This is a genomic window from Cupriavidus gilardii, from assembly GCF_017598945.1.
Taxonomy (GTDB): domain Bacteria; phylum Pseudomonadota; class Gammaproteobacteria; order Burkholderiales; family Burkholderiaceae; genus Cupriavidus; species Cupriavidus gilardii_E.
Genome location: NZ_JAGFTW010000046.1, coordinates 40,672 through 56,613 on the forward strand (window position 1 = coordinate 40,672; position 15,942 = coordinate 56,613).

13 protein-coding genes are annotated in these 15,942 nt (G+C 67.2%); 12 read left to right on the top strand and 1 reads right to left on the bottom strand.

The window, feature by feature from the left end; genetic code table 11:
* The first annotated feature begins 55 nt into the window (after positions 1-55).
* Complete coding sequence (gene galE, locus J5T34_RS17285) at positions 56-1,075, top strand: UDP-glucose 4-epimerase GalE (RefSeq protein ID WP_208581142.1); 1,020 nt, start codon at positions 56-58, stop codon at positions 1,073-1,075.
* A gap of 186 nt (positions 1,076-1,261) precedes the next feature.
* Here galE and J5T34_RS17290 read toward each other — a convergent pair whose 3' ends face one another.
* Complete coding sequence (locus J5T34_RS17290; RefSeq protein ID WP_174106426.1) at positions 1,262-1,567, bottom strand: H-NS family nucleoid-associated regulatory protein; 306 nt, start codon at positions 1,565-1,567, stop codon at positions 1,262-1,264.
* An 815-nt stretch (positions 1,568-2,382) separates the two neighbouring features.
* On the opposite strand from J5T34_RS17290, the gene J5T34_RS17295 reads away from it, so the two are divergent.
* From J5T34_RS17295 to cheA, 11 genes are all read left to right on the top strand, one after another.
* Positions 2,383-4,341: a putative bifunctional diguanylate cyclase/phosphodiesterase gene (locus tag J5T34_RS17295; RefSeq protein WP_208581144.1), complete on the top strand. Its 1,959-nt coding sequence runs from the start codon at positions 2,383-2,385 to the stop codon at positions 4,339-4,341.
* A gap of 207 nt (positions 4,342-4,548) precedes the next feature.
* On the top strand, positions 4,549-4,944 hold the full coding sequence (locus J5T34_RS17300; protein WP_208581146.1) for a response regulator: 396 nt from the start codon (positions 4,549-4,551) through the stop codon (positions 4,942-4,944).
* Positions 4,945-5,169: 225 nt separating this feature from the next.
* Entirely contained in the window at positions 5,170-5,652 is a 483-nt protein-coding gene (locus tag J5T34_RS17305) for a chemotaxis protein CheW (RefSeq protein WP_208581148.1), read from the top strand.
* Positions 5,653-5,689: 37 nt separating this feature from the next.
* A complete protein-coding gene (locus J5T34_RS17310) occupies positions 5,690-7,345 on the top strand; it encodes a methyl-accepting chemotaxis protein (protein ID WP_208581150.1) in 1,656 nt (551 codons plus the stop codon).
* A 260-nt stretch (positions 7,346-7,605) separates the two neighbouring features.
* Positions 7,606-9,450, top strand: a complete 1,845-nt coding sequence (locus J5T34_RS17315; RefSeq protein ID WP_208581152.1) for a methyl-accepting chemotaxis protein — start codon at positions 7,606-7,608, stop codon at positions 9,448-9,450.
* 59 nt (positions 9,451-9,509) lie between these two features.
* Positions 9,510-10,289: a DUF4088 family protein gene (locus J5T34_RS17320; protein ID WP_208581155.1), complete on the top strand. Its 780-nt coding sequence runs from the start codon at positions 9,510-9,512 to the stop codon at positions 10,287-10,289.
* A gap of 403 nt (positions 10,290-10,692) precedes the next feature.
* Positions 10,693-11,010, top strand: coding sequence for a flagellar transcriptional regulator FlhD (gene flhD / locus J5T34_RS17325; protein ID WP_149319444.1), 318 nt, complete (start codon positions 10,693-10,695; stop codon positions 11,008-11,010).
* Positions 11,007-11,609, top strand: coding sequence for a flagellar transcriptional regulator FlhC (gene flhC / locus J5T34_RS17330; RefSeq protein ID WP_006579237.1), 603 nt, complete (start codon positions 11,007-11,009; stop codon positions 11,607-11,609). Before flhD ends, flhC begins: the two co-directional genes overlap by 4 nt.
* 118 nt (positions 11,610-11,727) lie before the next feature.
* Positions 11,728-12,591, top strand: coding sequence for a flagellar motor stator protein MotA (gene motA, locus J5T34_RS17335; RefSeq protein ID WP_174106419.1), 864 nt, complete (start codon positions 11,728-11,730; stop codon positions 12,589-12,591).
* Positions 12,592-12,649: 58 nt separating this feature from the next.
* The gene (gene motB / locus J5T34_RS17340) at positions 12,650-13,600 is read left to right on the top strand and encodes a flagellar motor protein MotB (RefSeq protein WP_208581157.1); all 951 of its coding nucleotides are present in this window, start codon (positions 12,650-12,652) and stop codon (positions 13,598-13,600) included.
* 275 nt (positions 13,601-13,875) lie between these two features.
* Positions 13,876-15,906, top strand: a complete 2,031-nt coding sequence (gene cheA, locus J5T34_RS17345) for a chemotaxis protein CheA (RefSeq protein ID WP_208581160.1) — start codon at positions 13,876-13,878, stop codon at positions 15,904-15,906.
* Positions 15,907-15,942: the final 36 nt, after the last annotated feature.

Here is a 15,942-nt window from a genome sequence, read left to right on the forward strand (position 1 = left end):
GCCCCTGACGGCGGCGGCTCGGCGCCGTCCACCTTCTCAATCGACAAAGTTCACGATGCCAGAAACTCTGCTGCTGACCGGTGCCACCGGCTATATCGCCTCGCATACCTGGGTCGCGCTGCTCGCGGCCGGCTACGACGTGGTCGGTCTGGACAACCTGTCCAATAGCAATCGCGTGGTGGTCGACCGGATCGCCACCATCTCCGGCAAGACGCCGGAGTTCGTCGAGGGCGACGTGCGCGATCGTGCCTTGCTGGATCGGCTGTTCGCCGAGCGCAAGATCGGCGGTGCGATCCATTTCGCCGCGCTGAAGGCGGTCGGCGAATCGGTGACGCAGCCGCTCGCCTACTACGACAACAATCTGAACGGCCTGCTGACGCTGTGCGCCGCGATGCAGGGGGCCGGCGTCAAGACGCTGGTGTTCAGCTCCTCGGCCACGGTCTATGGCAATCCGCACACGGTGCCGATCCGTGAAGAGTTTCCGCTGTCGGCCACCAATCCGTACGGCCAGACCAAGCTGATGGGCGAGCAGATCCTGCGCGACCTCGAGCGCGCCGATCCGCACTGGCGTATTGCCTATCTGCGCTATTTCAATCCGGTCGGGGCCCACGAAAGCGGCCTGATCGGCGAGGATCCGGGCGGCGTGCCGAACAATCTGATGCCCTATGTGGCCCAGGTGGCGGCGGGGCGACGTGAGCGCCTGATGGTGTTCGGCGGCGATTATCCGACCCCCGACGGCACTGGCGTGCGCGACTACATCCATGTCTGCGATCTGGCCGACGGCCACCTGGCGGCGCTGCGCTATCTGAACGAGCGCCGCGAGGGGATGACCGTCAATCTGGGAACCGGCCGCGGTTATAGCGTGCTCGAAGTGGTGGAGGCGTACCGGCGCGCCAGCGGCAAACCGATTCCGTATGAAATCGTCGCGCGCCGCCCCGGCGATATTGCGTCGTGCTTTGCCGATCCGGCATTGGCGCAGCGTCTGCTCGGCTGGCAGGCGCGGCACGACCTGGACCGCATGTGCGCCGATTCGTGGCGCTGGCAGTCGATGAATCCGCTGGGGTTTGCGTCCTGAGCTTTCGTCCGGCTAGACGCTCGCCGCCGAGCGCCTCGGCGGGCGGCGATGCCGGCGCTGCCGGAGCATGAAAACCGGACCGCGAGTGGTCCGGTTTTTTATCGCGCCGCGGCGGCCGGAGAAATCCGTTGACGTGCGATGCCAGGGGCGCGGAGCCGCCGTCGGGCGTCTCCGCTGGCCCCGGGTTTATCGCACCAGGAAGTCTTCGATCGATTTACCGGAGGCCAGCGCCTGGGTCAGCCAGCCGGGGCGCTTGCCGCGGCCGGTCCAGGTATTGCCGGCGCTGTCGCGGTAGCGCACCGGCACCTTGCGGGCGGTTTTCTTGCTGGGCACCGCCTTGCTGCCAAAACCCAGGTCTTCCGCGGTCAAGCCATATTCTTCGATTTTCTTGCGGATATCGTCGATTACCGCGGCTTGCTCTCGTGCCTTGATCTCTTCGGCTTGCTTCTGCAATTCGTTGATTTTCTGAACGATTTCCTGATAGGTTGCCATTTTGAGACCTCAGATAACGGGTGGGCGAGATGAACGGCATGAATTATAACGGCCTGGGTTAGCGATGCAAATGCTGGCGCAGCTTGAAACCGATTTTTGACAAAATCGATCACGAAACCTTTCAACGTGAACTTTTGCGCCGCCGTTCTGTCGCCGGCGCCCGCCCTTGCCCGGTTTCAGCCGATTCCCGCCTTGCCACGTGCTTTTGTTGATGCATTCGCTTTCGAACTTTCGTTTGTCGCTTTCGTTTTGCGCAATATGACGCGGTAAAACGGATGCGATCTTGCCGCCGTCGCGTTTCCATCCCTCCGAGGTCGGCTTCCGCCATTCCCGACGGTGCGCCAGCGCCATCCCCCGATTCAAGTAATCCCCGCCAGCGGTCGATATCCCATCAGCATGGGCTGTCGCCCGGCATGTTGGCGGGCTGTCCGCCGCTACTGATCGATCCGAGTCGTCCCATGTCCTTGCGTCGCGTTGTGCTGTCCCCGTCCTCGAATGTCTCCGCCCGGCTTGCCGCCGGCGCGGGCGAAGCCGGGCGCGGCACGATCCGCGAGCGCGGCATTCGTTGCAATAAGGTGACGCCGCGTGCACTACGCGCGGTGGCTATGCTAACGTCCCGGGCTGTGCCGCGCGGGCGGCGGACTGCCTCCTGCGCGTGCGACGCCGGCCCCGGCGGACATCGTTCGCCTGCCGGTCCCGCACCACGATCTGCCGCGCTCGACGCGGTTCCGCAATACCACGGGCGTTCCGTCACCGGCCTGCGGGCCGGAGCCTGACGGCGCCGCACACACGCATTCCGCAGCGCCCCCTTCGATATGAGTTTTAGCGTTCTGCTGCTCGCCATCCTGCTCGGCATCGTCGTTGGCCTTGGCCTTCGTGCTGCCGGCCGCGGCCGCGAGGGAGCGGGATGGCCCGGCCGCATGATGGCCCTGACCGCGGGGCTGATGTCGCAGGCGTCGGTCGGCCTGCCGGTCTGGGTCGTGCTGCTGTCCGGCTCGGTGCCGGGCTCGGTCGAATGGTCGCAGGCCGTGGCCGCGCTGGCGGGCGGCGTCGCCGCCACCGTGCTGGCGCAATGGCTGCGCCGCGCGCTGGCGTACTGGCGTGGTGCCGCGATGCTGGCCACGCTCGCCGGCGCGGGCGTGATCGCCGCGGCCGGCATCGGACTCGGCCATCAATGCGGCGGCTCGACCTCGCGCGCCGCCTGCATCGACGCGGTCAACCTGCTGCATCCGGCCTGGTTCGGCCTCGGGCTTGCCGTGCTGGGCACGGCGGCCTTCGCGTTGCTGTCGCTGTCGAATCGGCAGCGCGCGCCGCTGCGCGAGCGCGATGTGCTGCTGCACGATGCGGGCGAGCCCGACGGCGAGCGCAGTGGCGAGCGCAGCGCCGGCGCCTCGCCGGGTTTGCCCGCGCGCCTCGCGCGCCGGCTCAATGGCCGCATGCCGGGCCGGCTGACCGTGCGTCCGGTGGGGCGCGGCCAGGCGACGGTCGGCGAATACAGCGTGGCGACCGATGTGCCCGATCGCGCCGCGTTCGCGCGCTGGCTCGATCAGTCGATCGCCCATGCGCGGCTGGCCGAAACCAGCTGCGCGGTGCTGCTGATCCATATCGCCGACTTCCGCGAGGTCGATGAAGTGTTCGAGGTGCGTGCCGACGACATCCTCGCCCAGGACGCCAGCGTGCTGGCCCAGGCTGCGCTCGAACCGCACGATTTCCTGGCCCGCCTGGCCCGCGACGAGTTCGCGGTCGGCGTGCCGGCGCTGCTCAATTCCAATCGCGCGCACGAACTGGGCTCGCGCGTACTGGCGTCGATCTCCGAGTTCGTCACCGCGCGCGGCCTGCAGATGCAGATCGGCGTCAATATCGGTATCGCGGTCTATCCGCGCGATGCGCAAAGCTCGGAGGCGCTGATTCAGGCGGCGCGGGTCAGCTTGTCGGAAGCGCGCGAATCGGGTTCGAACCAGGTGCGCACCTTCAATTCCGCGGCGGGGGAACGCGCGCGCCGCATGCGCGTGATCCGCCGCGATCTGTGGCTGGCGATCCAGGACGACGGCCTGTCGCTCGAATACCAGCCCAAGTTCGATGTCGACGCGCACACCGTGGTGGGCGCCGAGGCGCTGTGCCGCTGGCGCCATCCGACGCTGGGCGCCGTCAATCCCGCCGAATTCATCATGGTGGCCGAGCAGTCCGGCCAGATCGACAAGCTCGACGACTGGGTCATCGCCAATGTCTGCCGGCAGGTGCGCGATTGGCAGGACGCCGGTCTGCCGGTGGTGCCGGTTGCGATCAACGTGTCAGGGCTGCGTTTTGCCAGCCGCGATTTCCCGCAGTATCTGCTCGAGCAGATCCACCAGCACGACATTCCCCCGTCGGCGATCACGCTGGAGATCACCGAGACCGCGGCGATGAAGGACATCGCGCAGTCGCTGGAGACGCTGGCCGAACTGCAGGCGCTCGGCATCCATGTCGCGCTGGACGACTTCGGCAGCGGCTATTCGAGCCTGGGCTATCTGAAGCGGCTGCGGGTCGGCACGCTCAAGATCGACCGCACGCTGATCGGCGGTCTGGAGTCGGATCCCCAGGGGCGTGCCATCGTCGGCTCGATGGTGGCGCTGGCCCACGAACTGCGCATGCGCGTGGTGGCCGAAGGCGTCGAATCGCAGGCCCAGCTCGACATCCTGGCGCGCATGGGCTGCGACGAAGTGCAGGGCTATCTGCTGGCCCGGCCGATGGAAGCGGGCAGCTTCGCCGACCTGCTGTCCAGCCCGCGCCGCTGAACGCGGCGCGCTGCGCTAAAGGAAGCGCGCCTTCCCGCCGATAAGTCTGGCTGGCGCACAGCGTCGCGGTATGGGGGCCGAGTCCGGCCGATATCGCGGCCCGCGCCCCCAGCGATGCGCCGGCACGGGCCGGCGCCGACCAGCACAGAACGCGGATCGCGCCACGCCACCGTCCGGCCGATCCGCCGCCGTTTCGAGGTAGCCGCCATGCCAGCTCAACGCATTCTCGTCGTCGACGATTCGCCTTCCCTGCGTCGCATGATCGCCGCCTGCCTGCGTGCCGGCGGTTACGACGTCGCCGAGGCAGCGGACGGCGACGCGGCGCACGCAGCGGCCCAGGCCGCACCGGACGCGCAGCCGTTCGGCATGCTGGTCACCGACCAGGTGATGCCCGGCATGGATGGCCTGACGCTGATCCGCCGCCTGCGCGCCACGCCGCGCTATGCCGCGCTGCCGATCCTGATGCTGACGACCGAGGCCGATGGCCAGATCCGTGCCCAGGCGCGGGACGCCGGCGCCAGCGGCTTTCTGCCCAAGCCTTTCGATCCCGACCAGCTGATGCAGTCGGTCGCCGCGCTGCTATCCCCCTCCGAAGAGGGGTGAGGCCGGGCGTTTCCGACCCTTCAGTCCCGCCCCGGGACTGCCGATAACCAGCAAGGGGCGAGGCGCGCCGTGCGCGGGGCGCCAACGGTGCCGCGCCATCGCGGCGCCATCGCATGCGGCCGCCACGCAGTTGTCACGCAGTTGCCAATAAAAGGCGGTCGGGCCGGTCGCGTTGCACGCCGCCAGCGTGCAACGACGGCCACCACAGGGGAGCGGGAGCGCAAGATGAATCTCAGCATCAAGTCCGAAGGAAGCGGCGAGGAGTTCCTCGCCTTCACGCTGGGCCGCGAGGAATACGGTGTCGATATCCTCAAGGTGCAGGAGATCCGCGGCTACGAGGCGGTCACGCAGATCGCCAACGCGCCGGCCTATCTGAAGGGCGTGATCAACCTGCGCGGCATCATCGTGCCGATCGTCGACCTGCGCATCAAGTTCCAGCAGCAGAAGGTCAGCTACGACCAGTACACGGTCGTCATCATCGTCGACCTGAACCATCGCACCACCGGCATCGTCGTCGACGGCGTCTCCGACGTGCTGACGCTGACCCCCGCCCAGATCAAGCCCACGCCGCAGTTCTCCGGCAATCTCGACACCGAATACATCCGCGGTCTTGGCTCGGTCGAGGACCGCATGCTGATCCTGGTGGATATCGAGAAATTGCTGGCGACCGAGGAACTGGCCGCGATCGAAGCCGCCGCCGCGGGCTGATCCGCCGCTCTCCGAACGAATCCAGCAGCACAACGTCATGAGAAACAACCAGCCTGTCACCGCGCGCGAGTACAAGCTCGCGCCGAACGATTACCTGATTTCGCGCACGGACCTGAAGGGACGCATCACGTTCGCCAACCGCGCGTTCATCGAGGTCAGCGGCTTTACCGCCGAAGAACTGCTCGGCGCCCCGCACAATCTGGTGCGCCATCCCGACATGCCGCCCGAGGCCTTCGAGGACCTGTGGCGCACGCTGCAAGCCGGCCGCTCCTGGGTCGGGCTGGTCAAGAACCGCCGCAAGAACGGCGATTACTACTGGGTCAGCGCGACGGTGACGCCGACCCGCGTCGACGGACAGACCGTCGGCTATACCTCGGTGCGCTCGATGGCAAGCGCCGAGCAGATCGAGGCGGCGCAGGCCGCGTACGCCCGCATTCGCTCAGGCAACGGCGCGGGCATCCGTATCTGCGAGGGTGTGGTGGTCCGCCGTGGTCCGCTGGGCTGGGTCGACCGGCTGCGCCGGGTCGGCCTGCGCGGCCGCATCATGCTGTCGCAGGGCGTGGGTCTGGCCTGGTTCCTGGCGGCGCTGGTCGCGTTCGAACTGCTGGCCGAGCCGCAGTCCCGCGCGGCGCTGCGCCCCTGGCTGTGGGGCGGCTTCGTGCTGGCCGGCCTGTCGGCAATGGCGACCGGCGCGACACTGCTGGCGATGGTGCATCGGCCGATGCGCGAGATGCTGGATTTCGCGCTGCGCCTGGGCGCCGGCGATCTGGCGACGCGCTACGAGTTTTCCAGCAACGACGAGATCGGCGCGCTGGCCAAGGCCATGCAGACGATGCAGCGCAGCCTGCTGTCTGTCGTTCACGAAATCCAGGAAGGCATGAGCGCGATCGCCACGGCGACGCGCCAGGTGGCCGCCGGCAACAACGACCTGTCGCAGCGCACGGAGCAGCAGGCCGCCTCGCTGGAAGAGACCGCGTCGAGCATGGAAGAGCTGACCGGCACGGTACGCCAGAACGCGGACAACGCGCGTCAGGCCAGCGGTCTGGCGGCCAACGCGTCCGAGACCGCGGTCAAGGGCGGCGAGGTGGTCGGCCGTGTGGTGCAGACCATGGACGAGATCAACGGCGCCTCGAAGAAGATCGTCGACATCATCGGCGTGATCGAGGGCATCGCGTTCCAGACCAACATCCTGGCGCTGAACGCGGCGGTGGAAGCGGCGCGTGCGGGCGAGCAGGGCCGCGGCTTCGCGGTGGTGGCTGGCGAGGTGCGCAGCCTGGCGCAGCGCAGCGCGAACGCGGCCAAGGAAATCAAGGGCCTGATCGGCGATACGGTGGCGCGGGTGGACAACGGCTCGGCGCTGGTGGGCCAGGCCGGGCAGACCATGGGCGAGATCGTGCAGGCGGTCAAGCGCGTGACGGACATCATGGGCGAGATCAGCGCGGCGTCGGCCGAGCAGAGCTCGGGCATCGAGCAGGTCAATCAGGCGGTGGCGCAGATGGACGAGGTCACGCAGCAGAACGCGGCACTGGTCGAGCAAGCTGCTGCCGCGGCCGGTTCGCTGGAAGACCAGGCCGCGCGGCTGCGCGACGCCGTCTCCGTGTTCCGCGTCAGCCTGAATGCCGAGCCGCGTCCGTTGCGCCCGCGTGGGGCGTCGGCGCAGGAGCCGGCGGCACCGCGGCTGGCGCGCGCCTGAGCGGCATCGATGCGCAACCAGCCAGCAATGGAAGGGCGATCGATGGGCGATCGATGGTCAATCGATAGTCGCTTGAGGGACGGTTGACAGGCATTTGATGGACGGCGGCGGAAGGGGCATCGGCAACGCCCGCCGCCGACCGAAGTACGAACAGCAGCATCCACGGGCATTACAACGAAGCCGGCAAGCGCGGCAACCGATCACCGACGATCTGCCGCGCCATCCGGCCGCACGGTCATCCATAGGAAGAGGTAGTTCTCATGCAATGGTTCAAGCAACTGCGAGTCGCGACGAAGCTGGTCGTCGGCTTTCTGATCGTTTCCGTCATCGGCATGGCGATGGGCCTGCTGGGGGTGGTCAATATGGGCCGGATGACCGAGTGGACGAGCCGGATCTACAACAATGACCTGCAGGCACTGAAGGCCGTGCAGGACGCCAACATCAATCTGCTGTACGCCAGCCGCGCGCAGATCGCGCTGCTGTCGGCCTCCACGATGGGCGAGCGCACGACCGAGAAGACGCTGATCGAGAAGTCGTTCGGCACGGCCGAAGAGCGCATCAAGGAGGCGCGCGGCTCCTTCCAGACCGAGCAGGGCAAGGCGCTGATCAAGCAGTTCGACACGATGCTGCCGGCCTATCGCGACCGCATGACGAAGTACATCGAGCTGGTCTCCCGCCAGCCGCTCGATACCTCGCAGTTCGAGAGCCAGGTTTTCGAGGAAAGCACCGCGCTGCTGAAGGATGGTCATGCGATCGAAGAGCTGATGTTCAACATGGTCAAGCGCCGCGATGCCGGTGCCCGCGCCAACATGGAAGAAGCCCAGGGCGTCTACGAAAGCTCGCGGCTGTGGATGCTGGCACTGGTGCTTGGCGGTCTGGCGGTATCGCTGCTGCTCGGCGTGCTGCTGGCCCGCGCGCTGTCGCGTCAGCTCGGCGGCGAGCCGGCCTATGCGGCGTCGATCGCCTCGCGCATCGCCGACGGCGACTTCTCGACCGAGATCAAGCTGCGCGCCGGCGACCGCGTCAGCATGCTGTACGCGATGAAGCAGATGCAGCTGCAACTGTCGGGCATGGTGCAGGAATTCAAGGCCGCGGCCGAGTCGATCGCCTCCGCCTCGCGTCAGATTGCCGCCGGCAACAACGACCTGTCGCAGCGTACCGAGCAGCAGGCCGCCTCGCTGGAAGAGACCGCGTCGAGCATGGAAGAGCTGACCGGCACGGTGCGCCAGAACGCCGACAACGCGCGTCAGGCCAGCGGTCTGGCGGCCAACGCGTCCGAGACCGCGGTCAAGGGCGGCGAAGTGGTCGGCCGTGTGGTGCAGACCATGGACGAGATCAACGGCGCCTCGAAGAAGATCGTCGACATCATCGGCGTGATCGAGGGCATCGCGTTCCAGACCAACATCCTGGCGCTGAACGCGGCGGTGGAAGCGGCGCGTGCGGGGGAGCAGGGCCGCGGCTTCGCGGTGGTGGCCGGCGAGGTGCGCAGCCTGGCGCAGCGCAGCGCGAACGCGGCCAAGGAAATCAAGGGCCTGATCGGCGATACGGTGGCGCGGGTGGACAACGGCTCGGCGCTGGTTGGCCAGGCCGGGCAGACCATGGGCGAGATCGTGCAGGCGGTCAAGCGCGTGACGGACATCATGGGCGAGATCAGCGCGGCCTCGGCCGAGCAGAGCTCGGGCATCGAGCAGGTCAATCAGGCGGTGGCGCAGATGGACGAGGTCACGCAGCAGAACGCGGCGCTGGTCGAGCAAGCTGCTGCTGCGGCCGGTTCGCTGGAAGACCAGGCCGCGCGGCTGCAGGCATCGCTGGCCCGCTTCCGTCTGGCTGCCGACGAGCTGTTCGCGCCGTCGCTGCAGGCCCCATCGGCTGCCAAGCCGATCGCCGCCGCGCCGGCGGCAGCGGCTGCACAGGCCGCCAGCCGCCACGATGAGCCCGCTACCGCCGAGCGTACGGACCGCGCGGACCGCGCGGACCGTGCCGAGCGCGCCGAGCCGGCTCCGGCCAGGTCCGCCCCGCGCCTGCCGGGCCGTCCCGCGCCACGCGCCGCGGCTGCCGCCGCTGCCGCCACCGCTGGCGCCGACAGCGACTGGAGCGCCTTCTGACCACCCGCCGCGGCGGGACGGGCGTGGCCGTCATGGCGCGCCCCCGACCATGACAGACGATGAACAGCGAAATCACCCTGTCCCTGCCGCCTGAGGCCGCGGACAAGCTGCGCGGCGAGTTCGACCATTTCGTCCGGCTCTCGACAGGGCTGGACCGGCAGTTCGTGCCGCCCTCGTTCGAGGACTTCCTGCGTGCGCGCGTGATGCACCAGGACGGTCCGCTGACCGAGCGCGCGGTCACGCGGCTGCTGACCGGCGGCGAGTACGCCTGGGCCAAGCGCGTGTTCGACAAGCAGCTGCCGCATGCGATGGCCAATCTGATGCGCGATGCCGAGCGCTTCGGCTTCGGGCTGGCGGTGCGCTCGGAATGGTCGCAGTCCGAGCGGCTGGCGCAGGCCCGCAAGTGGGCGGTAGAGATCCTCGACCAGGCGGGCGCCGATCCGGCGCTGGCCGATACGTTGGCCGAACACATTGCCAATGCCGCGGTCGACGTGCGCACCATCGAAGAACAGATGCAGACGCCGGCATGGCGTCTGGCGGACAGCCTGCGCCGCCGCGTCTACGACCTGCTGTATCTGGTCCAGACCGAGCGCGGCACCGGCGCCGCGCTGACGCGCCTGGGCGAACTGCGCGCAATGGTGGGCCTGGCGCTGGACTACGGCACCATCGACGCGCAGGAAGCCGGGCGCGTGATGGAGCAGGTCGAACACGCGCGGCCGCACCTGTTTCGCGACGAGCCCGACGACGTCTTCGCGCGCCTCGCAGCGTGGCTGCGCCGGCTGTTCAAGCCGATGCCGGCTGCGCCGTCAATGGTGGAAAGCGACAGGCGATCGCAGTGAAATGCGAAACGTTTTCAGTCAGAGCGAAAACGTGCCCGCGAACGCCCGGAATCCCTGAATAAGTGATTCTCGCGGCATGTTCGTTGTTACAGATTTGATCCAGATCACGTTACAAGGTTGTTACATCCGGACCTGCCGTGTTCGCCATGTATCATCCGTACGACAATGGCGATCCCCAACGTAAGTAGGGATTGGCAGCGGCAGGCGATTGCCGATATAAAGCGGACAGTCCATTTACATTCCGTAACATTTGTTACCAGATGTGAAAGATGTAACTGGGCGGGTGTAGTTCCGATCAGATGTAGTACCCGTCGCACACGCACTGAAACGATCTGGACGCCGGAGGTCTGCCACCGGTAAGCGCTGGACAAGCGGGCGAGGGTTCCTTGGTAGCGGGGATAAATTGGAAAGCAGTGAACTTCTGCAGGAGATCAGGGAGGTCAATCTCGCCTATCTGCTGCTCGCGCAACGCCTGGTGCGCGAAAACCAACTCGAAGCCATGTTCCGCCTTGGCGTCAGCAAGGAGATTGCTGACATCCTGGTCAAGCTGACGCCTGCTCAGCTGGTCAAGCTGGCGGCCTCCAACATGGTCCTGTGCCGATTCCGGTTCGACGACCATGCGTTGCTCTCCACGCTGACGCATACCGCCAAGAGCCACGATATGCAGCAGATCCATGCTGCGATCCTGCTCGCGCGCCAGCCGGTGGAGTCGCTCAATTGAGCGCGCTGCTGCAGGCCCAACCGGCCCGGAGCTACACGGCCGCTCCGGCTGCCCCGCGCAAGAGCGTACTGCAGGATGCCAATCAGACCCAGCTCGCCATCGAGCTGATCGGCCTGGGCGCGCGCCTGCAGGTGCTCGAAGCCGAGACCACGCTCTCGCGCGACCGGCTGATCCGTCTGTACAAGGAGCTGCGCGGCGTGTCCCCGCCCAAGGGCATGCTGCCGTTCTCGACGGACTGGTTCACGACCTGGCTGCCGAACATCCACTCGTCGCTGTTCTTCTCGGCCTACCAGTTCATGGTCGAGCAGGGCGAGGCGAGCGGCATTCGTGCAGTGGTCGCCGCATACCGTCTCTACCTCGAGCACGTGTCCCTGCTCGGCGGCGAAATTGTCTTAAGTTTTACGCGTGCCTGGACGTTAGTACGGTTCTTCGAGAGCAATATGCTGCAGCTTTCCAGTTGCACATGCTGCGGAGGACAGTTCGTTACGCACGCCTACGAGCCGAACGCGAACTTCGTCTGCAGCCTGTGCCGGCCGCCATCGCGCGCGGGCAAGGCAAAGAAGCCCTCGAAGGACGCCACGCCAGCGCAACCCGCCTGATTCACGCCGGGCTTGCGCGGCGAGCCAGACCGGGCGGTACGGCGCGAAGTTTCGGCCGTGCCCGTCCCGGGCCGGTTCGCGCGTGTCCGACGCGTGTTTTTCTGACGGGGAATCGATCGTGCTAGTTGTTCTTGGCTATGTCGTCGTAGTGGCGGCGGTGCTTGGCGGATACGCCATGACGGGCGGCCACATGGGCGCGCTATATCAACCGGCAGAACTGGTGATCATTGGCGGCGCCGCGCTCGGCGCCTTCATCAGCGCCAACAGCGGCAAGGCGATCAAGGCGACCTTGCGCGCGCTGCCGCAGCTGCTTCGCAGCAGCAAATACAACAAGGCGCTGTACATGGAAGTGATGGCGCTGCTGTACGTGCTGCTGTCCAAGGCGCGCCGCGAGGGCATCCTGTTCCTCGAAAAGGAAATCGCCGATCCCGCGGCCAGCAGCGTCTTCAGCCAGTATCCGCGCATCCTCGCCGACCCGGCGATGATGGAATTCCTGACCGACTATCTGCGCATGATGGTCAACGGCAACATGAATGCCTTCGAGATCGAGGCCCTGATGGACCACGAGATCGAGACCTTCAAGCACGAGGCCGAAGTGCCGGCGCACGCGCTGGCGCGGGTCGGCGATGCGCTGCCCGCCTTCGGCATCGTCGCCGCGGTGATGGGCGTGGTGCACGCGCTGGCCTCGGCCGACCTGCCGCCGTCGGTGCTGGGCGCCCTGATCGCCCATGCGATGGTCGGCACCTTCCTCGGCATTCTGCTCGCTTACGGCTTCGTTTCGCCGCTGGCCTCGCGCGTCGAGCACCAGGTCGCCGAGACGGTCAAGATGTACCAGTGCATCAAGGTCACGCTGCTGGCTTCGCTCAACGGCTACGCGCCGCTGGTCGCGGTCGAGTTCGGCCGCAAGGTGCTGTACTCGAGCGAGCGTCCGTCGTTCCTGGAGCTGGACGACCACGTGCGCGAAGTCAAGAGCCTGACGTAAGCGCGCCGTCGAGCCAGTCCTCGAGCCAGTCCATCCGTCCGTCCACCGCAGGCCAAGCATGACCGAACACGCGCGCCCTATCGTCGTCCGCCGCGCTGCCGCACACGGCAAACCGCACGGCAACCACAGCTGGAAGATTGCCTACGCCGACTTCATGACGGCGATGATGGCGTTCTTCCTGGTGCTGTGGCTGCTGAGCACGTCGACGCCGAAGGACCTGGTCCAGGTGGCCGAGTATTTCCGCACGCCGCTGAAGGTGGCGATCGCCGGCGGCCAGAAGACCAGCGAGTCGCCGAGCGTGATCCCCGGCGGCGGCATCGATCCGGCCAGCAAGGACGGCGAAACGCGCCGCATGCGCGAGGACGATCCGCAGTCGCTGCAGAAGCGCCGCGACCAGCTCGAGACCGAGCGGCTGCGCGCGTTGAAGCAACGGCTCGAGCAGCTGATCGAGAACAACCCGGTGCTGCGACAGTTTCGTCCGCAGCTGCTGCTGGACATCACCAGCGAAGGGCTGCGCATCCAGATCCTCGATACGCAGAACCGGCCGATGTTCCGCACCGGCAAGGCGGTGGTCGAGCCGTACATGCGCGACATCCTGCGCGAGATCGGCCCGGTGCTCAACGAGATGCCGAACAAGGTCAGCCTGTCGGGCCATACCGATTCGGCCACCTACATGAACGGCGAGCGCACCTACTCGAACTGGGAGCTGTCGGCCGATCGCGCCAACGCCTCCCGCCAGGAGCTGATTGCCGGCGGCATGCAGGAAGGCAAGGTGCTGCGCGTGCTGGGCCTGGCCGCCACCATGCCGCTGGACAAGAAGGATTCGCTGGCCCCCGTCAACCGCCGCATCAGCATCGTGGTGCTGAACCAGCGCGCCCAGGCCCGCTTCGAGGCGGAGAACGCCAGTGCGGCCGACGTCGCGGTGCGCGCCAAGGCCGGCGAGTCGGCGGAGGCGCTGCAGCAGGGCATGGACGAGGCGACGGGCGCTTCGGCGGGCAGGGCGCAGTAGAGAAAGGCTGGCCCTCTCCCCCAGCCCCTCTCCCGCAAGCGGGAGAGGGGAGAGAACCTCCGGCATGGCAAGGGGGGTTCGTTCTTCCGCATGCGGGACAGGGGAGCGGACGTCTGGCATGGCGAAGGGTGTTCCCCTCTCCCGCTTGCGGGAGAGGGGTAGGGGAGAGGGCAGCCGGCGCTTAAATCAGTAACAAAATTTAATAAGACCGTCGGCGAGGTCGATAACCAGCTGGTAACGGCGCAATGCTAAGCAATCAGTGATTCAGGACGGTCATGTCTGTCGATATCGATATCACGCAGTTCTATCAGACCTTCTTCGAGGAAGCGGAAGAGCTGCTCGTTGAAATGGAGCAGTTGCTGCTCGGCCTCGACATCGAGGCGCCCGACGCGGAAGACCTCAATGCGATCTTCCGCGCGGCGCATTCGATCAAGGGCGGCGCGGCGACCTTCGGCTTCAGCGCGCTGACCGAGACCACCCACCTGCTCGAGAATCTGCTGGACCGCACGCGCCGCCGTGAACTGGCGTTGTCCAGGGCCATCATCGATACCTTTCTGGAAACCAAGGACGTGTTGCAAGACCAGCTCAACGCCTACCGCAACGGCACCGAACCCGATCCGCAGACCCTTGCGCGCATCTGTGCGGTGCTGCAGCAGCTGGCCTACGAGACCGGCGGCGAGGCCCCGGCCCCGGCGCCGGTAGCGGCCGCTCCGGCCTCGGCGCCCGCGCCCGCCGCGACGAGCGCGCCGGCGGGCGGCGCGCTGAAGGTGCGCCTGCTCAAGGTGTCGAAGGACGACCAGGCGCTGCTGCGCGAGGAGCTCGGCAACCTCGGCGAGATCCTCGGCGAGACGCAGACAGACGGCGAGCTGGCGATCGAGCTGGCGACGCAATGCAGCCCCGACGATATCGTCGCGGTCTGCTGCTTCGTGATCGACGCCGAGCAGATCGTGATCGAGCCGGCCAGCGGCGCGGCCCACGCGGCGCCTGCCGCCGCGCCTGCCGTGACCGAAGCGCCGGCCGCTCCCGCGGCCGCCGCCGTGGCCGCACCGGCCGCGGCCCCCGCTGCCGCCAAGGACAAGGAGCGCGCCAGGGCCGGCGCGGCCGCCGCCGCCCATCATCAGGAATCCGGCTCGATCCGCGTGCCGACCGAGAAGGTCGACCAGATCATCAACCTGGTCGGCGAACTGGTGATCACGCAGTCGATGCTGGCGCAGACCGCGTCGTCGCTCGACCCGGTGCTGTTCGACCGCCTGTTCTCCGGCATGGGCCAGCTCGAGCGCAACGCGCGCGATCTGCAGGAAGCGGTGATGTCGATCCGCATGATGCCGATGGACTATGTGTTCTCGCGCTTCCCGCGCCTGGTGCGCGACCTGGCCGCGAAGCTCGGCAAGCAGATCGACCTGGTGACCTTCGGCAAGGCCACCGAACTGGACAAGAGCCTGATCGAACGGATCATCGATCCGCTGACCCATCTGGTGCGCAACAGCCTGGACCACGGCATCGAGACGCCGGACAAGCGCGTCGCCGCGGGCAAGGATCCGACCGGCCAGCTGATCCTGTCGGCGCAGCACCACGGCGGCAATATCGTGATCGAGGTCAGCGACGACGGCGGCGGCCTGCGCCGCGACAAGATCCTGGCCAAGGCGATGCAGAACGGCCTGCCGGTGTCCGAAAGCATGAGCGACGAGGAGGTGTGGCAGCTGATCTTCGCGCCGGGCTTCTCCACCGCCGAGGCGGTCACCGATCTGTCCGGCCGCGGCGTCGGCATGGACGTGGTCAAGCGCAACATCCAGGAGATGGGCGGGCACGTCGAAATCAGCTCTCGCCCCGGCAACGGCACCACCACCCGCATCGTGCTGCCGCTGACGCTGGCGATCCTCGACGGCATGTCGGTCAAGGTCGGCGAGGAAACCTTCATCCTGCCGCTGAACTGCGTGATGGAGTCGCTGCAGCCCAAGGCCGACGACGTGCGCACCGCCGCCAATACCGAGCGGGTGATGCACGTGCGCGGCGAATACCTGCCGCTGCTGGAGCTGCATCGCGTCTTCAACGTCGAGAACGCGGTCCAGGAGCCGACCCAGGGCATCGCCATCATCCTGCAGGCCGAGGGCAAGCGTTTCGCGCTGCTGGTCGACCAGCTGATCGGCCAGCACCAGGTCGTGCTGAAGAACCTGGAGACCAACTACCGCAAGGTGCCCGGCATTTCGGCGGCGACCATTCTCGGCGACGGCAGCGTGGCGCTGATCGTCGACGTGGCCGCGCTGCAGCGCACCGGCGTGCGGCGCCACGAGCCGGCGCTGGCGTAAGGGCAACGCGTACCACCGCCGTCGTCTCCGCGAAGG